The sequence below is a fragment of the Acidovorax kalamii genome (assembly GCF_002245625.1).
Lineage (GTDB): Bacteria > Pseudomonadota > Gammaproteobacteria > Burkholderiales > Burkholderiaceae_C > Acidovorax > Acidovorax kalamii.
Window position 1 is genome coordinate 576,252 of record NZ_NOIG01000011.1, and the last position, 19,146, is coordinate 595,397.

The following is a 19,146-nucleotide window of genomic DNA, read 5'->3' on the forward strand; positions in this document are numbered from 1 at the left end:
TGGGTGGAGCCGTCCATGTTGAGCTTGGGCAGCGTCGCCGCCGAGGACTTCGAGTCCATGGCCGACCTGCGCGCCGAGGCCTTGCGCGAAAGCCTGGAGCGCCTGGGCCGTTTTGACCCGGTGCGCGTGCGAGAGCGCCTGCGCAGCGCGTTCGCGCCTGCGTGCATGCGGCACATCCTCATCAACGGCGAGCGTGTGGGCTACCTCACGCTCATTCCGCACACAGGATCAAACAGCCTGCGCCTGCATCACCTCTACATCCACCCGGCTTCTCAGGGGCACGGTGTGGGGGCCTGGGCGCTGGAATGGGTCAAGGCACAGGGTCGGGCTGCGGGCCAGGACATCACGCTGGGTGCGCTGCGCGGCAGCGACGCCAACCGCTTTTACCTGCGCCATGGCTTCCGGCTGGTGGAAGAGCAGGAGTTCGATCTGGAGTACCGTTGGAGCCCGGAGTTCGATGCACGCACGGCGGAGGTTGCGCCATGAACCTCTACCAAGGAGTGGTGGGCCAACCCGGCCCCCTTCAACGCCGCGCCATGTCCAAAGCCATCACCCTGCTCGAATCGACACGGGTGGACCACCGCACGCAGGCCGACGAGCTGCTGACCCAGTTGCTCCCGCACACCGGCAAGGCCTTCCGCCTCGGCATCAGCGGCGTGCCCGGTGTGGGCAAGTCCACCTTCATCGAAGCCCTGGGCCTTTACCTCATCGGTCAGGGCCACCGCGTGGCCGTGCTCACCATCGACCCGTCCAGCACCGTATCGGGCGGCTCCATCCTGGGCGACAAGACGCGCATGGAACACCTGTCGGTGCACGAAAAAGCCTACATCCGCCCCAGCCCGTCGAGCGGCACGCTGGGCGGCGTGGCAGAGAAAACGCGCGAGGCCATGCTGGTCTGCGAGGCGGCGGGTTACGACGTGGTCATCGTCGAGACCGTGGGCGTGGGCCAGAGCGAGATTGCGGTGGCTGGCATGACGGACATGTTTGTGCTCATGCAACTGCCCAACGCGGGCGATGACCTGCAGGCCATCAAGAAGGGCGTGATGGAGATCGCTGACCTAGTGGTCATCAACAAGGCCGACATCGACAAGAACGCCGCCACGCGTGCCGAGGCGCAGATCACATCGAGCCTGCGCCTGCTCAGCCAACACGGCAATCCGGAAAACGCACACCACGACGAAACGCTGTGGCACCCCAAGGTCGTGCAGATCAGCGCGCTGCTGTGCCAGGGCGTAGACAGCTTCTGGGCCGCCGTCACGCAGTTCCGCCAGCTGCAATCCGCCAACGGCCGCTTGGCCACGCGGCGCGAGAAGCAGGCGCTGTCCTGGATGTGGGAGCGCATCGACGCAGGCCTCAAGCTCGCATTTCGCCAGCACCCGCAGGTGCGCGAGCTGCTGCCGCAAATGCAGGCCGATGTGGCAGCAGGGCGCATTGCGGCATCGACTGCAGCACGAAATCTGCTCCAAGCGCAATCAAATCATGCGCTGGCAGCTATCAAATAAATAGTAGACACCAACCCATTCACCAAAGGACGACCATGCAAGACATCCTGGATCAACTGGAGAAAAAGCGTGCGCTGGCACGCCTGGGCGGCGGGCAAAAGCGCATTGATGCGCAGCACGCCAAGGGCAAGCTCACCGCGCGCGAGCGCATCGAGCTGCTGCTGGACGACGGTACGTTCGAGGAATGGGACATGTTCGTCGAACACCGCTGCACCGACTTTGGCATGGAGGACAACAAGATCCCCGGCGACGGTGTGGTGACGGGCTACGGCATGATCAACGGCCGCCTGGTGTTTGTGTTCAGCCAGGATTTCACGGTGTTTGGCGGTGCGCTGTCTGAAACGCATGCCGAGAAGATCTGCAAGGTGATGGACCAGGCCATGAAGGTGGGCGCGCCGGTCATCGGCCTCAATGACTCGGGCGGTGCCCGCATCCAGGAAGGTGTGGCGTCTTTGGGCGGCTATGCCGACGTGTTCCAGAAGAACGTGCTGGCCAGCGGCGTGATTCCGCAGATCAGCATGATCATGGGCCCGAGCGCTGGCGGCGCCGTGTACTCGCCCGCGATGACCGACTTCATCTTCATGGTGAAAGACAGCTCGTACATGTTCGTCACCGGCCCCGAAGTCGTGAAGACCGTGACGCACGAAGAGGTGACGGCCGAGGAACTGGGCGGCGCCGTGACGCACACCACCAAGAGCGGTGTGGCCGACATGGCGTTTGAGAACGACGTGGAGGCGCTGATGATGCTGCGCCGCCTGTACAACTACCTGCCGCTCAACAACCGCGAAAAGGCCCCGGTGCGCCCCAGCAACGACCCGGCCGACCGCATGGACCTGAGTCTGGACACCCTGGTGCCCGAGAACCCCAACAAGCCCTACGACATGAAGGAGCTGATCCTCAAGACGGTGGACGATGGCGACTTCTTCGAGCTGCAGCCCGAGTACGCCAAGAACATCATCATCGGCTTCGCCCGCATGGAAGGCCAGACCGTGGGCATCGTGGCCAATCAGCCGCTGGTGCTGGCCGGTTGCCTGGACATCAAGTCGAGCATCAAGGCCGCGCGCTTTGTGCGCTTTTGCGACGCCTTCAACATTCCCGTGGTCACGTTTGTGGACGTGCCTGGCTTCATGCCCGGCACTTCTCAAGAGTACGGCGGCATCATCAAGCACGGCGCCAAGCTGCTGTATGCGTATGCCGAGTGCACCGTGCCCAAGATCACCGTCATCACCCGCAAGGCCTACGGCGGTGCGTACGACGTGATGAGTTCGAAGCACTTGCGTGGCGACGTTAACCTGGCCTGGCCCAACGCCGAGATTGCGGTGATGGGCGCCAAGGGCGCGGTAGAGATCATCTTCCGCGAAGACAAGAACGACCCGGTGAAGCTGGCCGCCCGGGAGGCGGAATACAAGCAGCGTTTTGCCAACCCGTTTGTGGCCGGTGCACGCGGCTTTATCGACGATGTGATCCTGCCGCACGAGACACGCAAGCGCATCTGCCGGTCGCTGGTGATGCTGCGCGATAAGAAGCTGGAGAACCCCTGGCGCAAACACGGAAACATTCCGCTGTAAGAGCCTAAGGAGCACAAGAACATGTTTACCAAGATCCTGATCGCGAATCGCGGCGAAATTGCTTGCCGAGTCATCGCAACCGCTAAAAAAATGGGCATCGCCACCGTCGCCGTCTATTCCGACGCCGACAAGGAAGCCCGCCATGTCAAGTTGGCCGACGAGGCCGTGCACATTGGCGCTGCGCCGTCGCGCGAGTCTTACCTTCTGGCCGACAAGATCATTGCGGCCTGTAAGCAGACGGGCGCGCAAGCCGTGCACCCCGGCTACGGCTTCCTCTCCGAAAACGAAGCCTTTGCCAAGCGCTGCGAAGACGAGGGCATTGCCTTCATCGGCCCCAAGGCGCATTCGATTGCGGCCATGGGCGACAAGATCGCCTCCAAGAAGCTGGCCAACGAGGCCAAGGTCAACACCATTCCTGGCTACAACGACGCCATCAGCGGCCCGGAGCAGGCGGTGGAAATCGCCAAGGGCATCGGCTACCCGGTGATGATCAAAGCCTCGGCCGGCGGCGGCGGCAAGGGCCTGCGCGTGGCCTACAACGACAAGGAAGCGTTTGAAGGCTTCGCCAGCTGCCAGAACGAGGCCCGCAACAGCTTTGGCGACGACCGCATCTTCATCGAGAAGTTTGTGCAGGAGCCACGCCACATCGAGATCCAGGTGCTGGGCGACAGCCACGGCAATGTGATCTACCTGAACGAGCGCGAATGCTCCATCCAGCGCCGCCACCAGAAGGTCATTGAGGAGGCGCCATCGCCCTTCATCAGCGACGCCACCCGCAAGGCCATGGGCGAACAGGCCGTGGCGCTGGCCAAGGCCGTGAAGTACCAGAGCGCGGGCACGGTGGAGTTTGTGGTCGGCAAGGACCAGGATTTTTACTTCCTGGAGATGAATACCCGCCTGCAGGTGGAGCACCCGGTGACGGAATGCATCACCGGCCTGGACCTGGTGGAGCTGATGATCCGCGTGGCGGCGGGTGAGAAGCTGCCATTGACACAGGCCGATGTGAAGCGCGATGGCTGGGCCATTGAGTGCCGCATTAACGCCGAAGACCCGTTCCGCAACTTCCTGCCGTCCACGGGTCGCCTGGTGCGTTTTCAGCCGCCGGAGGAGACCATGTTCCAGTCCGACACCAGCAAGAAGCTGGGCGTGCGGGTGGACACGGGTGTGTACGAGGGCGGTGAGATCCCCATGTACTACGACTCGATGATTGCCAAGCTCATCGTGCACGGCACCGACCGCAATGACGCGATTGCCAAGATGCGCGCGGCGCTCAACGGCTTTGTGATTCGCGGCATCAGCAGCAACATCCCGTTCCAGGCCGCGCTGCTGGCGCACCCCAAGTTTGTGACGGGTGACTTCAACACCGGCTTCATCGCCGAGAACTACGGCAAGGGCTTCCACGCGGAAGACGTGCCGCACAGCGACCCGCTGTTCCTGGTGGCGCTGGCTGCCTTCATGCACCGCCGCTACCGCGCACGTGCCTCGGGCATCAGCGGCCAGCTGGCGGGGCACGAGGTGAAGGTGGGCGAGGAGTTTGTGGTCGTCACGCTGGGCGCCGAAGGGCAGAACCAGCACCACGAAGTCACGGTCTCTGACTTTGAAGACAAATCGGGCTCCAGCGCCATCCAGGTGGGCGGTAATAGCTATCAGATCAGTAGCAACGCCACGCTGGGCCAGATCCGTGTGCAGGGCGCGTGCAACGGCCAAGGCTTCACCGCCCAGGTGGAGCGGGGCGTGGGCAAGAACCCGCTGGCGCTGCGCATTGCACACAACGGCACGCAGATCGACGCCCTGGTGCTGTCGCCACTGGGCGCGCGGCTGCACAAGCTGATGCCCTTCAAGGCGCCGCCAGACCTGTCCAAGTTCCTGCTGTCGCCCATGCCCGGCCTGTTGGTCGATGTGGCAGTTCAGCCTGGCCAGAAGGTGCAGGCGGGTGAAAAGCTGGCTGTGATCGAAGCCATGAAGATGGAGAACATCCTCTTTGCCGCACAGGACGGCGTGGTGGGCAAGATCACGGCGGGCAAGGGCGAGTCGCTGGCGGTGGACCAGATCATTCTGGAATTCCAGTGATAGGCCCTGCGGCGCCGCGACCCATCCATCCTCGGGGCCTTGTGCCCCTTTTTTGAATATTTTTGGCCTTCTCCGCGCATCCAGCAAGCGCTGATAGCTATCAAATCAGGAGTAATCATGACCCACCCCCAACGCCCGTTCAAGGTCCTGGGCATCCAGCAGGTCGCCATTGGCGGCACCGACAAGCAGCGCATGAAAACCCTGTGGGTGGACATGCTGGGCCTCACGCAGACCGGCACCTTCCAGAGCGAGCGCGAGAACGTCGATGAAGACATCCTCGCCATGGGCCAGGGCGCGTTCAAGGTCGAGGTGGACATCATGCAGCCGCTCGACATCGACAAAAAGCCGGCCGTGCACACCACACCGCTCAACCACATCGGCCTGTGGATCGACGACCTGCCCAAGGCGGTGGAGTGGTTGACAGCAAAGGGCGTGCGTTTTGCGCCCGGCGGCATTCGCAAGGGCGCGGCGGGTTACGACATCACCTTTTTGCACCCCAAAAGCAATGACGAGTTTCCGATTGCGGGCGAAGGGGTGTTGATCGAGCTGGTGCAGGCGCCTGCCGAGGTGATTGCGGCGCTGGGCTGAGGTTTTGCGGGGCTGCGGGCCGCCAACGGGCCCCAAGCCTGCGGCAACGTCGCTCATCTCCCTGCGGGCGCGGCGGCTGTTGCGTGGCAGATGGCTGCAGATAGGCCCATGTTGCCGCCACGGGTGCAAGGCCTGTTTTGTGCCGATGTCGAACGGCTTGCAAATGTTCTGAAAACGCTGGCTTCTGCGCTCAAAAAAACTGGCAATTGCCTGCTGTTGTGTACGCCATTTTGTTGGCACTTTTTGTGACCCTGCGGTGCGCGTTTGTGCCGTTTTCTCCTCCAGAATCCGCCCCAGCCGCTGCGTACCCAGCCCCAACCCGATGGAGCGGGCGGTGCGTACCGAAGGATCGATGACCGAGTAAGCAACCCTGGCCCAAGGCTGGCAACCCGCCGCCGCAGGGCCAACGCCTAGATTGAAGGAACCCACCCGATGTCCGCCACCCTGGCCCCTACCGCTGCCTCCACGGTGCAGCCCGCACCTTCGTCCGTGCAACCGGTTCAATTGCACCGCCGCGCCCCAGCCCCCGTGGCCCAAGGCCCCTGGTCGGTCGAGGCCATCCAGGCGCTGCTCGACAAACCCCTGATGGACTTGCTGTTCGAGGCGCAGACCGTGCACCGCCAGCATTGGCCTGCGGGCGACATCGAGTTGGCCACGCTGCTGTCGGTGAAAACCGGCGGCTGCCCTGAAAACTGTGGCTACTGCCCGCAGGCGGCCGAGTTCGACACGGGCGTGAAGGCAGAAAAGCTGATGGAAGTGGATGAAGTGGTGCGCGCCGCCCAGGCCGCCAAGGACGCGGGCGCCACCCGCTTTTGCATGGGCGCCGCCTGGCGCGCGCCCAAGGATCGCGACATTGAAAAAGTCAGTGCCTTGATCGGCGCCGTGAAGGGCCTGGGCCTGCAAACCTGCGCCACGCTGGGCATGCTCGAATCGCACCAGGCCCAGGCCCTGAAGGACGCCGGGCTCGACTACTACAACCACAACCTGGACACCGCACCCGAGTACTACACCGATGTGGTCAGCACCCGCGCCTACCAGGACCGGCTGGACACGCTGCAGAACGTGCGCAGCGCGGGCATCAGCGTGTGCTGCGGCGGCATTGTGGGCATGGGCGAGGCGCCCGTCCACCGCGCTGGCCTCATTGCGCAGCTGGCCAACCTGCAGCCATACCCCGAGTCGGTGCCCATCAACAGCCTGGTGCGCGTGCCCGGCACGCCGCTGGCCGACAGCGATCCCATCGACCCGTTCGACTTTGTGCGCGTGATTGCCGTGGCCCGCATCACCATGCCCAAGGCGCGCGTGCGCCTGTCGGCCGGGCGCCAGCAAATGGGTGAGGCCGTGCAGGCGCTGTGCTTCATGGCCGGTGCCAATTCGATCTTCTACGGCGACAAACTGCTGGTGACGGGCAACCCCGATGTGGATGCCGATGTGCAGCTGCTGGCCAAGCTGGGGCTGAACGGCCACCGCACGACCACCACCGAGGCGGAGCACGCCCACCACCACGCCTGAGGCACGGCGCGCCGCATCGGGATGGCGCTTACGGGCGCCACCGGTGGGCGGAAGGCCGTGGGAGGAGGGGGCTTGTGCGCGGCACCGCTATGCACCCGCTGGCGCCTGCAGGCGCTGCAGGTCGCCGCGCAGGCGTTGCACCTCAGAGCGCAGCTGGGCGTTTTCGCGCAGCAGGTCGAAGTCCTTTTGCAGCTGCTTGCGGTGCTCCACATAGACCATGAGGTTGCCCACGCGCAGCTTGAGCAGTTCGGGGTCGATGGGCTTGAACACGTAGTCGATGGCACCCAGGCTCAGGCCCTTGTGGCGGGCCATCTCGTCGGTGATGGCGGTCACGAAGATGATGGGGGTGTACTCGGAGGTGTGGTGCTCGCGCAGGCGGCGCGCCACCTCAAACCCGTCCATGCCGGGCATCATCACATCGAGCAGGATGACATCGGGCGGCGCGTCGGACTGGCAGATGCTGAGCGCCTTCTCGCCGCTTTGCGCCACCTTGACCTTGAAGCGGTCGCGGAACAGGCCCGCCATCAGCTGCAGGTTGTCGGGCGTGTCGTCCACCACCAGCAGCGTGGCGCGGTCGGCGCTGCCGTCTACGTCCGGGGCGGGCTCGACTCCAGGCGCTGCGACCCCGCGCGTGAGCACGCGCTGCATGCGCTCCAGCAAGCGGCGGGTGGTGAAGGGCTTGATCAGCAGATCATCAATGCCCAGCTGGATGGCCTTGGCAGCCGATGCGCGGTCCAGCCCGCCGGACATGAGCAGAAAGGGCAGATTGGCCAGGCGCGGCTCGGCCCGCATGGCTTCGAGCACCTCCAGGCCGTTGTGCACCGGCATGTCAATGTCGGCCAGCACGACCTGCACAGGCTCGGAGCGCAGGATCTGCAGCGCACGCTGGCCGTCCTTGGCCTGCAACACGCGGGCGAAACCGGCTGCTTCGAGCTGGCTGGCCAGGGCCTGGCGCATGGCTCCGGCACTTTCGGCCAGCAGGACGGTGGTTTGTGAAGGGTGCATGGGGTGCGCTTGGGGGCTTGCTCAGAGTTCGATGCGCTCGGCAGGCACGTCGGTGGCCAGGCGGTCGATTTGCGCCAGAAGGGCCGGTTCGCCATCGGCAAACCGCTGGGCAATGCGGCGGAACTCTTCAGACAGCACCAGGAAAGCGTCCACCATGTCGGGGTCGAAATGGCTGCCCCGGCCGTCGCGGATGATTTCCACCGCCTGTTCGTGGGTGAACGCGGCCTTGTACACGCGTTCGGAGATCAGCGCGTCGTACACATCGGCCACGGCCATGAGGCGCGCCGAAAGCGGGATGTTGTTGCCCATCAGGCCTTGGGGGTAGCCCGAGCCGTCCCACTTTTCCTGGTGGCTGTAGGCGATCTCCTTGGCGTACCGGAAGAAGGGGTTGTCCAGCGTGGTGCCGGTCTCGGCCGCGATGATGGCGTCACGCCCCAGGGTGGTGTGCGTCTTCATGATCTCGAACTCTTCGGGAGTGAGCTTGCCGGGCTTGAGCAGGATGCGGTCGGGGATGCCCACCTTGCCAATGTCGTGCAGCGGGGCGGACTTGAAGATGGTCTCGATGGCAGCGTCGGTCAGCTCTTCCTTGAAGCGCGGGTGGTTTTGCAGGTGGCGGGCCAGCGTCTCCATGTAGTGCTGGGTGCGCCGGATGTGGTTGCCGGTTTCGTTGTCGCGTGTTTCGGCCAGCGAGGCCATGGCGCGAATGGTGGCGTCCTGCAGCTCGGCCATCGCCCGGGTGCGGTTGGCTACCTCTTGCTCCAGAAAATGGTTGTGCTGGGCCAGGAAGTCGCGGGCGCGTTTGAGCTGCAGGTGGTTGCGCACCCGGGCCATCACGATGGCAGGGTTGACGGGCTTGGTGATGTAGTCCACCGCGCCAAGCTCCAGGCCGATGCTTTCGTCTTCGGCAGCGCTCATGGCGGTGAGGAAGATCACCGGGATGTCTTCGGTGTCGGGGTTGAACTGCAGGCGGCGCAGCACCTCGTAGCCGTCCATGTCCGGCATCATGATGTCCAGCAGGATCAGGTCGGGCTTGCTCTCGCCTGCCACGATCTGCAGCGCGCGTTCACCGCTGGGCGCCAGCTTGACCTTGTAATCCGTGCGCAGCAGGTCGCTCATCAGCGAGAGGTTGTCGGGGGTGTCATCCACCACCAGCACCGTGCATTTGCCGCTCAGCTCTATCGGGCTATTCATGAACCGGGTCCTCCTTGTTGTGCATGCCGGGGATGCGGGTGGCGCGCAATGCGGCCAGCGCTTCCACAAAGTCGTAGCTGTCCAGTGCCCGCTTCATGCCAGCGTAGGCGGGGCCCAGCAGGGCCTTCAGGGCGGGGGTGGATTCCTTGAACAGCTCGATGGCGTCAGAGTCGTCGTCTGCCAGCAGGGCATCGAGCTGGGCCAGCAACTGCTGCGCGGCGGCTGCATCGATGGGCGCGTGGGGCGCAGCAGCGGCCGTGGCCGCACCCGTTTCGTCTTCGGGGGGCAGGGCGGTGCGCAGCGCGGCCACCAAAGCCTGGCAGGCAGCGTCCACGGGGTTCAGCAATGTGTCGATGGTCGTCGCTGGCGCTCTCTGGCCAATGGCTTCTTCTGCGGCTGCGGCCAGCTTGGCCAGCGGGGCTGCGCCAATGGTGCCCGCCGTGCCCTTGAGGGTGTGCATGGCGCGCAGCGCCTCGTCGTGCTGTCCAGCCGCCATTGCGGCGCGCGTGGCCTGCACAGCGCCCGCCTGGCCGGCCACAAACTTGCGCAGCAGGCTCTCGTAGGCCGGGCGTTTGTCGAGCACGCGGCGCAGACCGGCGGCCGTGTCCAGGCCCTCGATGCTGCGCAGCGGGTCGGGGGCATCGGCGACTTCGGGGGGCACGGCGGCTGGTGGTGCTGCCTCTCCCAGGGGGACAGATGCTGGCGCGCGCGGCGCAATCCATTGCAGCAAGCTGGCAAACAGCTCGTCGGGGTCGATGGGCTTGGCCAGGTGGCCGTTCATACCTGCGGCAAGGCACAGGTCCCGGTCGCGGCTCATGGCGTTGGCGGTCATGGCCAGCACCGGCAGCTGGGCCCACGCGGGGTTCTGGCGCAGCTGGCGCGTGGCGGTGAGGCCGTCCATCACCGGCATCTGCATGTCCATGAGCACGATATCGTAGGGCGCGCGCGCCAGCATGTCGAGTGCAATCTGGCCGTTGTCGGCCACGTCCACCACCAGCCCGGCGCCTGCCAGAAGCTCGGCGCCGACCTGCTGGTTCAGGTCGTTGTCGTCCACCAGCAGCACCCGGGCCCCCTGGATGGTGGCCAGGTTGGGGGCGCTGCGCGGGCCGTGGGCCCGGTGGGCCTCGGCCGACAGGGCATGGCCGCCCAGTGCGCGAATGGCTGTGTCAAACAACTGCGAGGGGCTGACGGGCTTGGTCAGCATGAGCCCGATGCCTGCGCTTTCCAGCTCTTTCTGCACATCGTCGCGGCCAGCGGCGGTGACGATGACCGAATGCGGCGGGTGGGGCAGCAGCGCCAGCGCGCGGTGGGTGGCAAAGCCGTCCATGCCGGGCATCTTCCAGTCCAGAAAAGCAATCTCGCAGGGGTGCCCGGCTGCATCGGCAGCGCTTGCCTTGGCCACCGCCTCTTCGCCCGAGCTGGCCGTGGTGACGGCAAAGCTCATGCTGCCCAGCAGCCCGCTCAGAATTTGCCGCGCCTGTTCGCTGTCGTCCACCACCAGCACATGCCGCCCGCGCAGGTCGGGCTCGGGCAGCAGCGGGCGCTGCGGCGCCGTGCCCAGGCCCAGCCGGGCCGTGAACCAGAAGGTGCTGCCCTGGCCCGGCGCGCTTTGCACGCCCACCTCGCCGCCCATCAGGTCTGCAAGCTTTTTGGAGATGGCCAGGCCCAGGCCGGTGCCGCCGTACTTGCGCGTGGTAGAGGTGTCGGCCTGCTCGAAGGAGCGGAACAGGCGCGACTGCTGTTCTTCGGTGAGGCCGATGCCGGTGTCCTGCACCTCAAACCGCATGAGGATGCCCTCGGCATCGCGCGAGGCTTCGCTGACCCGCACGATGATCTCGCCCGCGTCAGTGAACTTGACGGCGTTGTTGGCGTAGTTGACAAGGATCTGCCCCAGGCGCAGCGGGTCGCCGCGCAGGTTGTCGGGCAATGCCGGGTCTACATCGAACAGCAGCTCCAGGCCCTTGCTGGCCGACTTGCCGCTGATCAGGTTGGCCACGTTGTCGAGCACGCCGCGCAGCTCGAAGTCCACCACCTCCACTTCAAGCTTGCCCGCCTCGATCTTGCTGAAGTCGAGGATGTCGTTGATCAGGCCCAGCAGATGCTGGCCCGAGCGCTGGATCTTTTCCACATAGTCACGCTGGCGGGGCGAGAGGTCGGTGCCCAGCGCCAGGTGGCTCATGCCGATCACGGCGTTCATGGGCGTGCGGATCTCGTGGCTCATGTTGGCCAGGAAGTCCGACTTCATCTGCGAGGCGTCCTCGGCCTTGGCCCGGGCGATTTCCAGCTCTTCCTCATGCTCGCGCAGCGCTACATTGAGCTGCTGCAGCTCGGCGGTCCGCTGTGCGACGCGGGCTTCCAGCGCCTCTTCGTTGCGCTTCAGGGCCTCCACCAGCTCGGCCTGCGCGGCCATGGCCAGGGATTTGGCCTTTTCGCGCTTGAGGAACTGCCGCGCCATGGCAAAGGCCAGCAAAAAGGTGAGTACGGCCTGAAAGGCTGTGAGCCCGGTGGTCAGCAGTGTCTGGTGCTTGACTTCGGCGTTGCGCGAGTCGCCCAGCAGGGCCGATACCCGCGAGGCGTTCAGCGACAGTTCCTGGACGGTGTCGCGCAGGGTGTCCAGCTCGGCGCGCAGCAACCGCATGTGCTGTTGGCTGGAGGCCGGGTCCACACTCGCGCCAAAATGGCTGTCACCCGCTGCCACAAACCTCTGGAGGGCGGCCAGCGCCTGGGCGTAGATGGGTTCTTCCTGCATCAAGGTGCGCGCGGTGCCGCTCTCCAGCGCACTGAAGCGGCTCAGGAACAGGTCGTAGCGCAGCTCCAGCCGGTCCATGGGAATGCTTTTCGGGTCCAGTTCGAACTGGTGCAGCGCATGGTCGAACTTTTCGTATTCGACGTTGAGCTGCAGAAAGGACCACAGAGCGTTCACATCGCCACGCCGCATCACGGCTTCGACGCTGCGGTACTGGTGGTACTGCACGGCCGCAATGGCCACATAGGCCAGGACCAGGCCTGCAATGATGAGCCGCAGGATGTGTTTGCTGCGCAGCATGCGTGGGGGGGCGGGCCTGGCCGGGCTGCAGGCTACCTGATGCGCAAGGCGTTGAGCTGCCAGGCCGCACGGTTGTAGTACAGCTCGCTGCGCAGCTCGGCCTTGGTGTCGAAGGGGTAGACGATGAACAGCGGGCCTTTTTCTCGCACGGGCATGGGCCGGTTGTTCATGAGCCGTGCCACGATCACATCGTGGCGGGTGGCATCGTCCAATGGAATCTCGGTCTTGTAGTCGTTCAGGGCCACGGCCGTGATCTTGGTGCCCTTGGCCCCCACAGCGGCGAGCACGTCGCGCAACAAGGGGCCGGTAAAGGTGACGGCATTGGGGTACCAGGGGGTCTGGGTGGAGAAGCTGTGCTGGGGCAGCTTCTCCAGCATCTTCATGTCGAACTGCGCCTGCTGGCCCTGGTTGGTGTGGGTGATGGCGCCTTCGATGGTCAGCACCACCGGGCCAGTGGCCTTATCCAGGGCCTGCGCGGCAGTGCCAAACAACGCGGATGCACCAAGGGCAATGCCCATGAGCCAGACAACACCCCGGCGTGTCTTCGAAAGACCTGCATGCATGGCGATCCCCCCTTTTTTGCAACAGTCTCATGGATAGACGCACAAAATGTAAACCGATTTATAACAGCCGGTCGCTGTTTCGGTGTGGGCGGTGTGTCGCACGCGTACTACGCCGTGGCGCAGGGCGGGCCTGCGCAAAGATCGGCCATGAGCCTGTGGCAGCACGGTACTGGAAGACGCTGTGTTGTGCCAGATTTTTTTGCCCGCTCCCTGCGGGCGGTGCGTCTTCCACTGTCAGAGAAGGTGAGGGCGCAGCCCCCTCGCTCGAGGGATCAGGCGTTGCCTGCCGCCAGGGTGTCCCAGGCCTTCAATGCTTCGGCGGTGTACATCAGTGCGGGGCCTCCGCCCATGTAGACACACACGGCCAGCATTTCCTCCAGCTCGGTGCGGGTGGTGCCCAGTTTTTGCAGTGCCTTGACATGAAAACCAATGCAGCCCGAGCAGCGCTGGGTGACGCCGATGGCCAGGGCAATCAACTCTTTGTGTTTGCTGCTCAACACGCCTTCGGCCATGGAGGCCTGCGCCAGTTGTGCGAAGCCCCGCATGGTATCGGGCTGGGCCTTGCGGAAGCTGGCCAGGCTTTCGTTGATGCCCTGGATGAGGCCAGCGTGGTCAAAAGTGCTCATTCCTTGTTCCTTGAGGTTTTTTGGGTGCTTGCGCGCGGCTGTGCCGCGCGGGGGCTTACTTCTTCACGGGACAGGTGTTGATGCCCAGCAGCGTGTAGGCGGGGCAAAAACGGAACAGGCCGGTGGCCAGGGGCACCGCGCCCAGCCAGCCCCACCATCCAACAGTGCCGGTGGCGGCAAGGGCTATCAGCACAAGGCCTGCTGCGATGCGCAGCACACGGTCGAGGGTTCCAACGTTGGTGTTCATGGTGCTTCCTTTGGTGCGTGGTGGTTGCGGGGCGTCGCCGGGTCACAGCGCGTTGAGCGGAATCTTGAGATAGGCCACGCCGTTGTCTTCGGTTGGAGGCATGGCACCGGCGCGGATGTTGACCTGTACTGAGGGCAGGATCAGCGTGGGCATCTCCAGCGTGGCATCGCGTCGGGTGCGCAGAGCCACAAAGGCGTCTTCGCTCACGCCATCGTGCACGTGTATGTTGTGGGCGCGCTGGTCGGCCACGGTGGTCTGCCAGGCGGTGGCGCGACCGGCCGGGGGGTAGTCGTGGCACATGAAGAGCCGCGTCTCGGGTGGCAAGCTCAGCAGCCTGCGCACCGATTGGTAAAGCTGGTGCGCGTCGCCCCCGGGGAAGTCACAGCGTGCCGTGCCCACATCAGGCATGAACAGGGTATCGCCCACAAACACGGCATCACCCACCTGGTAGGCCATGCAGGCAGGGGTGTGGCCAGGCACGGCAAGCGCCTTGGCCTCCAGCTGGCCGATGCGGAACACCTCGTTGTCGTGCAGCAGGTGATCAAACTGGCGGCCATCCGGGCGGAACTCGGGCTCCAGGTGGAACACGGCCTTGAACACATCCTGCACCTGGGTGATGGCGGCGCCAATGGCGATGCTTCCCCCCAGCTTGTTGCGCAGGTAGTGTGCGGCCGACAGGTGATCGGCATGCGCGTGGGTCTCCAGGATCCACTCCACCGTCAGGCCGTGGATCTGCACAAACTCGATCAGGCGTTCGGCGGAATGTGTGCGGGTGCGGCCGGACTTGGGGTCGTAGTCCAGTACCGAATCCACCAGGGCGCAATGGCCGCCGGGCTGGTCATAGACGACATAGCTCACCGTCCAGGTGGCGTCGTCAAAGAAGGCCTGTATCTGGGGTTTCATCGCTTCTTTCCTCGGTTTTTAATTTCGACGAGGATAGTTTATTGACTTATAGATTGTTGGTCAATAGAATATCGATAACGAAATTGAAAAGGAGCGCACGCCCATGCTCACCGAAATACCCATCGAACTGGAAATCTTGCGCCGCTCGGCCGACAGCGCCTGTCGCCTCATGAAGGTGCTCTCCAACCCCGACCGGCTGCTGCTGCTGTGCCAGCTCAGCCAGGGTGAGAAGAGGGTGGGCGAGCTGGAGGAACTGGTCGGCATCTCCCAGCCCACCCTGTCCCAGCAACTGGGGGTGCTGCGCGAGGAAGGCCTGGTGAACACCCGCCGCGAAGGCAAGAACATTTACTACCAGATCGCCAGCCCGCAGGCACTGGCGGTCATGAATGTGTTGTTTGAACAGTTTTGCGGGCCTGCACAAGGCACCGCCAAGGAGGATCAGAAATGCTGATCGATTGGACCCATTTCACCCCCTGGAGCGCCCTGGCCGGGGGTGTTCTGCTTGGCCTGGCATCGGCGCTGTTTGTGCTGCTCAATGGCCGCATCCTGGGCATCAGCGGCATCGTGGGTGGCTTGCTGCGGCCCAAGGCTGGGGATACAGGCTGGCGCTTGGCCTTTGTGCTGGGCATGTTGGTGGCCCCTGGCGCGTATTGGCTGTTTGCTGGCGCAACCGGGCCGCGCATTGATGCCGGCTGGAGTGCGGTGGTGGCCGCCGGGCTGCTGGTGGGCGTGGGCACGCGCTATGGATCAGGCTGCACCAGCGGCCACGGCGTGTGTGGGCTTTCGCGCCTGTCGACCCGTTCCCTCGTTGCCACCCTGGCCTTCATGGGCGCGGGCTTCCTCACAGTGTTTCTTGCCCGGCATGTGCTGGGCTGATGCCATACAACCCATGGAGCATGGACATGAAAAAAATCTTGATGAAAAGCCGAATTTCTGAATTTGTGGTGGGCCTGGTGTTTGGCCTGGGCCTCATCGTGTCGGGCATGACCGACCCCGGCAAAGTGCTGGGTTTTCTGGACCTGGCAGGCCTTTGGGACCCTTCGCTGGCTTTTGTGATGGGCGGTGCGATTGCCGTCGGCCTGTTCGCGTTTGCCTTGGCCAAGAAGCGCACGACCAGCTTTCTGGGGGGCGCCATGCACCTTCCCACCTCCCGCGACATTGATCGCCGCCTGGTGGTTGGCAGCCTGGTGTTTGGTGCTGGCTGGGGCTTGGCGGGCTTCTGTCCCGGTCCGGCCATTGTCTCGGCTGGGGCCGGGCAGCCCAAGGCCATCGTGTTTGTGCTGGCCATGCTGGCAGGTATGTGGCTGTTTGAAATCGCTGAAGGCCGCATGCGGCGCACTCCCAACCAGCAAGCAGGAGCACTTTGAAATGGGTATGCAGATCATTGCCTTGACACCCGACTTTGCGGTGTCCCCCCAGTTGCTGCCTGAGGACTTCGCCTGGGTGTCTGCCCAGGGGGTCAAGACGCTCATCAACAACCGGCCAGACGGGGAGGGCGGAGACGCCCAGCCGACCAGCCAGACGCTGGAAGAGGCCGCCCGTGCCGCCGGTTTGCACTATGTGTATCTGCCGGTAGTGAGCGGTGCGATCACTCCGGAGCAGGTGCAGGCCTTGCACAACGTGCTGGCTGCGGCACCAAGGCCCATGCTGGCTTTTTGCCGATCGGGTGCACGGTCCGCCCAGCTGTTTGGCCTGGCCCAGCAATTGGGCTGAGAGCCTGAGCACCTCAGAAAGAAACGAGAGAAGAACCAAAGGCCCTCGCATGCAATTCATGCCCAGCTGGATGCGCAACTACCAGCGGTCCTGGCTCTCAGGAGACTTGGTGGCGGGTGTCATCGTTACGGTGATGCTCATTCCGCAGAGCTTGGCCTACGCGCTGTTGGCGGGGCTGCCCCCAGAAGTCGGCCTGTACGCGAGCATCCTGCCCATAGTCGCTTATGCGTTGGTGGGGTCAAGCATGACGCTGGCGGTGGGCCCTGTGGCGGTGGCTTCGCTCATGACAGCCAGCGCGTTGCAGCCACTGGCGGCAGCGGGTTCTGCGGAGTATGTGGGGCTGGCCATGCTCCTGTCCCTTTTGTCAGGCGGCATGCTGCTGCTGTTTGGCCTGCTGAGATTGGGGTTTCTCGCGCACTTTCTCAGCCATCCGGTCATCAGCGGTTTTATCTCGGGCTCGGCCATCCTGATTGCGGTGGGGCAGCTCAAACACCTGATGGGCGTGAAAGCCGGGGGTGGCAATGTGCTGGATACATTGCTGCAGTTGGCGCACGCGGCGCCAGACACCAACAGCGTGACTTTGGGCATTGGCGCCGGGAGCGTGCTGTTTTTGCTGCTGGCGCGCAAGCTCCTTGCACCTTGGCTGGTGCGTGCCGGGGTAGATGCCAAGTTGGCAGAGCTTGCATCCAAGCTTGCCCCGATGCTGGCAGTGCTGGTCACCACGGCGCTGGTGGCCGCGCTGCGCTGGGACAAATCCGCTGGCGTCAGCATTGTGGGCGCCGTGCCGCAGGGGTTGCCAGTGCTGGCCTTTCCTTCCGTTGCCATGTCGGCCATTAGCCAATTGTGGCTACCCGCGCTGCTCATCTCCCTGGTCGGGTTTGTCGAAAGTGTGTCGGTGGCGCAATCGCTGGCGCTCAAGCGCCAGCAGCGCATACAGCCCAACCGCGAGCTGCTGGGCCTGGGCGCCGCCAACGTGGCCAGCGCGTTGTCAGGCGGTTTCCCCGTCACCGGCGGTTTTGCGCGCTCGGTGGTCAATTTCTCGGCCGGGGCCAACACACCCTTGGCGGGCCTGGTGTCTGCCATGCTCATGGCAGTGGTCATCGCGGCGCTCACCGGCCTGTTCTTCTACCTGCCCCATGCAGTGCTGGCCGCCACCATCATCGTGGCAGTGGTGTCGTTGATCGATGTTCAGACCCTGCGCGAAGCGTGGCGCTATGACAAGGCCGATGCCTGGTCACTGCTGGTCACGGCGGGCGGTGTGATCACCTGGGGGGTGGAGGAGGGCATCCTGCTGGGGGTCGGCCTGTCGCTGGGCACCTTGGTCTGGCGCAGCAGCCACCCGCACATCGCGGTAGTGGGGCGTGTGCCTGGCACTGAGCATTTCCGCAACGTCGCGCGCCACCCTGTGGCAACAGTGCCTGACCTGATTGCGGTGCGAGTGGACGAAAGTCTGTATTTTGCGAACTCGGAGGTTCTGCAGGACACCATAGAACGCCTGGTCGCCGCCCAGCCCCGCACCCGCCATGTGCTGCTGGTGTGTTCGGCCATCAACCAGATCGATGCCACTGCGTTGGGGGTGCTCACCGATCTGGAGAGCAGCCTGGCCCGGCGCGGCATTGCACTATTGCTCTCGGAAGTCAAAGGCCCCGTGCTGGACCGCCTGCAGAAAACAAGCTTGGGCCAAAACCTGCAGGGACGGGTGTTCTTGAGCACACACCAGGCCTTTGAGTCCGTGCGTCAAAACACAGCCGCCCCGGTGACTGGCGGCGAAAAGCAGGTTGCCCCGTCGCATTAGCTGGGACGTCTGTGTTGCGCGCAGGCGGTCTTCAGCGCTTGGCAGCGTGGTAGCGGAGGGTGTCCAGCGCCATGGCAAAGCCTGGTTCCGCACCCTTGGCATCTTCATCCGCCACCTGCGTCATGATGATTGCAGTGGTTCCATCCAGCGCGGCCTTGAAGAAGCGCGCTTCATGCGGCAGGTTCTGGCCCAGCATGCTGACCACAAAGCGCTGCGAAACCCCTTTGTTCTCTTTGCCCGCCACCTGGCGGGTAATGGGAGTGGCCGTCACCGGGCCCATGCGGGCCTGCTGAGCAGTGTTGGCCCGGGCGGCATCCGCGCGGTTGCGCGCAGCTGCTGCCGCAAACTTCTCAATGTCCTGGCCCGAAAAAAACGGGCTGAACATCAAGGTCACAACCGCCTCGTTCGGCCCCTCCAAATCGATGCTGCGCATGCGGGTTTCGTCCTGCGCGACTACATCTTCCGTCACTTTCCAGCCCACGGGGTGTTCAAAGCTCACGCCGTCCTTGTTGTAGACCAAGGGTGGCGCCGCGTGGGCAGGAGCCAGTCCGCTGAAGAGCAATAACGCCAGGGCGGCCAGGCACAAAGCCAGTTGGAAAGCCGCAGTACGGCAGAGCAGGCGAATGGAATGCATGGGTGAGAGTGTGGGGAATAACCAGAAATTTTCGCATGGGCGCCGTCCAGGACTTACTGGGTAGGGAATCGCGTGTTCCGCGAGGGTTGATGCGCCACCAGTCCGGACTGGGCGAAACCATTTGTCACAGGTTTGCATCGTCAACCCCAGTAGCATGCGCTGCCAATAAGAACAGTTTGCAACAAA

19 protein-coding genes are annotated in these 19,146 nt (G+C 64.2%); 11 read left to right on the forward strand and 8 right to left on the reverse strand.

The features are described from left to right. Positions 1-15: 15 nt before the first annotated feature. The 6 genes from CBY09_RS19415 (at position 16) to bioB (ending at position 7,237) form a co-directional block, all read left to right on the forward strand. Positions 16-486, forward strand: coding sequence for a GNAT family N-acetyltransferase (locus CBY09_RS19415; protein WP_240515784.1), 471 nt, complete (start codon positions 16-18; stop codon positions 484-486). Next, positions 483-1,502 (forward strand): methylmalonyl Co-A mutase-associated GTPase MeaB, encoded by a 1,020-nt coding sequence (gene meaB / locus CBY09_RS19420; protein ID WP_094291184.1) that lies wholly within the window; start codon positions 483-485, stop codon positions 1,500-1,502. The genes CBY09_RS19415 and meaB overlap by 4 nt, the downstream gene beginning before the upstream one ends. A 35-nt stretch (positions 1,503-1,537) precedes the next feature. After that, the gene (locus tag CBY09_RS19425) at positions 1,538-3,070 is read left to right on the forward strand and encodes an acyl-CoA carboxylase subunit beta (RefSeq protein ID WP_015014134.1); all 1,533 of its coding nucleotides are present in this window, start codon (positions 1,538-1,540) and stop codon (positions 3,068-3,070) included. 21 nt (positions 3,071-3,091) lie between these two features. Further along, a complete protein-coding gene (locus CBY09_RS19430; protein ID WP_094291185.1) occupies positions 3,092-5,140 on the forward strand; it encodes an acetyl-CoA carboxylase biotin carboxylase subunit in 2,049 nt (682 codons plus the stop codon). A gap of 117 nt (positions 5,141-5,257) precedes the next feature. Then, a complete protein-coding gene (locus tag CBY09_RS19435) occupies positions 5,258-5,728 on the forward strand; it encodes a VOC family protein (RefSeq protein WP_094291186.1) in 471 nt (156 codons plus the stop codon). Positions 5,729-6,160: 432 nt separating this feature from the next. Beyond that, a complete protein-coding gene (gene bioB / locus CBY09_RS19440) occupies positions 6,161-7,237 on the forward strand; it encodes a biotin synthase BioB (protein ID WP_094291187.1) in 1,077 nt (358 codons plus the stop codon). An 87-nt stretch (positions 7,238-7,324) separates the two neighbouring features. Here bioB and CBY09_RS19445 read toward each other — a convergent pair whose 3' ends face one another. The 7 genes from CBY09_RS19445 to CBY09_RS19475 form a co-directional block, all read right to left on the reverse strand. Beyond that, the gene (locus CBY09_RS19445) at positions 7,325-8,242 is read right to left on the reverse strand and encodes a response regulator (protein ID WP_094291188.1); all 918 of its coding nucleotides are present in this window, start codon (positions 8,240-8,242) and stop codon (positions 7,325-7,327) included. Between the two features lie 21 nt (positions 8,243-8,263). Continuing rightward, positions 8,264-9,433, reverse strand: a complete 1,170-nt coding sequence (locus CBY09_RS19450; protein ID WP_094291189.1) for a response regulator — start codon at positions 9,431-9,433, stop codon at positions 8,264-8,266. Beyond that, on the reverse strand, positions 9,426-12,479 hold the full coding sequence (locus CBY09_RS19455) for a hybrid sensor histidine kinase/response regulator (RefSeq protein WP_094291190.1): 3,054 nt from the start codon (positions 12,477-12,479) through the stop codon (positions 9,426-9,428). Before CBY09_RS19455 ends, CBY09_RS19450 begins: the two co-directional genes overlap by 8 nt. 32 nt (positions 12,480-12,511) lie before the next feature. Continuing rightward, positions 12,512-13,042, reverse strand: coding sequence for a putative pterin-binding protein (locus tag CBY09_RS19460; RefSeq protein WP_420807462.1), 531 nt, complete (start codon positions 13,040-13,042; stop codon positions 12,512-12,514). Positions 13,043-13,314: 272 nt separating this feature from the next. Beyond that, positions 13,315-13,668, reverse strand: coding sequence for a carboxymuconolactone decarboxylase family protein (locus CBY09_RS19465; protein ID WP_094291192.1), 354 nt, complete (start codon positions 13,666-13,668; stop codon positions 13,315-13,317). A gap of 55 nt (positions 13,669-13,723) precedes the next feature. After that, positions 13,724-13,915 carry a YgaP family membrane protein gene (locus CBY09_RS19470; RefSeq protein ID WP_094291193.1) on the reverse strand — a complete coding sequence of 64 codons (192 nt, stop codon included), beginning with the start codon at positions 13,913-13,915 and terminating at the stop codon, positions 13,724-13,726. A 42-nt stretch (positions 13,916-13,957) separates the two neighbouring features. Then, positions 13,958-14,818, reverse strand: coding sequence for an MBL fold metallo-hydrolase (locus CBY09_RS19475; protein ID WP_094291194.1), 861 nt, complete (start codon positions 14,816-14,818; stop codon positions 13,958-13,960). A 103-nt stretch (positions 14,819-14,921) separates the two neighbouring features. Here CBY09_RS19475 and CBY09_RS19480 point away from each other — a divergent pair, with 103 nt between their 5' ends. The 5 genes from CBY09_RS19480 to CBY09_RS19500 are packed head-to-tail and all read left to right on the forward strand — an operon-like array spanning position 14,922 to position 18,326. After that, positions 14,922-15,269: an ArsR/SmtB family transcription factor gene (locus tag CBY09_RS19480; protein ID WP_094291195.1), complete on the forward strand. Its 348-nt coding sequence runs from the start codon at positions 14,922-14,924 to the stop codon at positions 15,267-15,269. Then, the gene (locus CBY09_RS19485) at positions 15,263-15,694 is read left to right on the forward strand and encodes a YeeE/YedE family protein (RefSeq protein ID WP_094291196.1); all 432 of its coding nucleotides are present in this window, start codon (positions 15,263-15,265) and stop codon (positions 15,692-15,694) included. Before CBY09_RS19480 ends, CBY09_RS19485 begins: the two co-directional genes overlap by 7 nt. Positions 15,695-15,735: 41 nt before the next feature. Continuing rightward, on the forward strand, positions 15,736-16,185 hold the full coding sequence (locus tag CBY09_RS19490; RefSeq protein ID WP_094291247.1) for a YeeE/YedE family protein: 450 nt from the start codon (positions 15,736-15,738) through the stop codon (positions 16,183-16,185). A 1-nt stretch (position 16,186) separates the two neighbouring features. Beyond that, on the forward strand, positions 16,187-16,531 hold the full coding sequence (locus CBY09_RS19495; RefSeq protein ID WP_094291197.1) for a protein tyrosine phosphatase family protein: 345 nt from the start codon (positions 16,187-16,189) through the stop codon (positions 16,529-16,531). Positions 16,532-16,580: 49 nt separating this feature from the next. Continuing rightward, positions 16,581-18,326 carry a SulP family inorganic anion transporter gene (locus tag CBY09_RS19500; RefSeq protein ID WP_094291198.1) on the forward strand — a complete coding sequence of 582 codons (1,746 nt, stop codon included), beginning with the start codon at positions 16,581-16,583 and terminating at the stop codon, positions 18,324-18,326. Between the two features lie 31 nt (positions 18,327-18,357). On the opposite strand, the gene CBY09_RS19505 is transcribed toward CBY09_RS19500, so the two are convergent. Beyond that, on the reverse strand, positions 18,358-19,146 hold a 789-nt coding region (locus CBY09_RS19505), incomplete at its 5' end, for a hypothetical protein (RefSeq protein ID WP_205734169.1).

What these genes read in the sequence shown, in the direction of transcription:
- CBY09_RS19415 (WP_240515784.1), top strand. Translation starts at nt 16, where the DNA reads ATGTTGAGCTTGGGCAGCGTCGCCGCCGAGGACTTCGAGTCCATGGCC.
- meaB (WP_094291184.1), top strand. Translation starts at nt 483, where the DNA reads ATGAACCTCTACCAAGGAGTGGTGGGCCAACCCGGCCCCCTTCAACGC.
- CBY09_RS19425 (WP_015014134.1), top strand. Translation starts at nt 1,538, where the DNA reads ATGCAAGACATCCTGGATCAACTGGAGAAAAAGCGTGCGCTGGCACGC.
- CBY09_RS19430 (WP_094291185.1), top strand. Translation starts at nt 3,092, where the DNA reads ATGTTTACCAAGATCCTGATCGCGAATCGCGGCGAAATTGCTTGCCGA.
- CBY09_RS19435 (WP_094291186.1), top strand. Translation starts at nt 5,258, where the DNA reads ATGACCCACCCCCAACGCCCGTTCAAGGTCCTGGGCATCCAGCAGGTC.
- bioB (WP_094291187.1), top strand. Translation starts at nt 6,161, where the DNA reads ATGTCCGCCACCCTGGCCCCTACCGCTGCCTCCACGGTGCAGCCCGCA.
- CBY09_RS19445 (WP_094291188.1), bottom strand. Translation starts at nt 8,242, where the DNA reads ATGCACCCTTCACAAACCACCGTCCTGCTGGCCGAAAGTGCCGGAGCC.
- CBY09_RS19450 (WP_094291189.1), bottom strand. Translation starts at nt 9,433, where the DNA reads ATGAATAGCCCGATAGAGCTGAGCGGCAAATGCACGGTGCTGGTGGTG.
- CBY09_RS19455 (WP_094291190.1), bottom strand. Translation starts at nt 12,479, where the DNA reads ATGCTGCGCAGCAAACACATCCTGCGGCTCATCATTGCAGGCCTGGTC.
- CBY09_RS19460 (WP_420807462.1), bottom strand. Translation starts at nt 13,042, where the DNA reads ATGCATGCAGGTCTTTCGAAGACACGCCGGGGTGTTGTCTGGCTCATG.
- CBY09_RS19465 (WP_094291192.1), bottom strand. Translation starts at nt 13,668, where the DNA reads ATGAGCACTTTTGACCACGCTGGCCTCATCCAGGGCATCAACGAAAGC.
- CBY09_RS19470 (WP_094291193.1), bottom strand. Translation starts at nt 13,915, where the DNA reads ATGAACACCAACGTTGGAACCCTCGACCGTGTGCTGCGCATCGCAGCA.
- CBY09_RS19475 (WP_094291194.1), bottom strand. Translation starts at nt 14,818, where the DNA reads ATGAAACCCCAGATACAGGCCTTCTTTGACGACGCCACCTGGACGGTG.
- CBY09_RS19480 (WP_094291195.1), top strand. Translation starts at nt 14,922, where the DNA reads ATGCTCACCGAAATACCCATCGAACTGGAAATCTTGCGCCGCTCGGCC.
- CBY09_RS19485 (WP_094291196.1), top strand. Translation starts at nt 15,263, where the DNA reads ATGCTGATCGATTGGACCCATTTCACCCCCTGGAGCGCCCTGGCCGGG.
- CBY09_RS19490 (WP_094291247.1), top strand. Translation starts at nt 15,736, where the DNA reads ATGAAAAGCCGAATTTCTGAATTTGTGGTGGGCCTGGTGTTTGGCCTG.
- CBY09_RS19495 (WP_094291197.1), top strand. Translation starts at nt 16,187, where the DNA reads ATGGGTATGCAGATCATTGCCTTGACACCCGACTTTGCGGTGTCCCCC.
- CBY09_RS19500 (WP_094291198.1), top strand. Translation starts at nt 16,581, where the DNA reads ATGCAATTCATGCCCAGCTGGATGCGCAACTACCAGCGGTCCTGGCTC.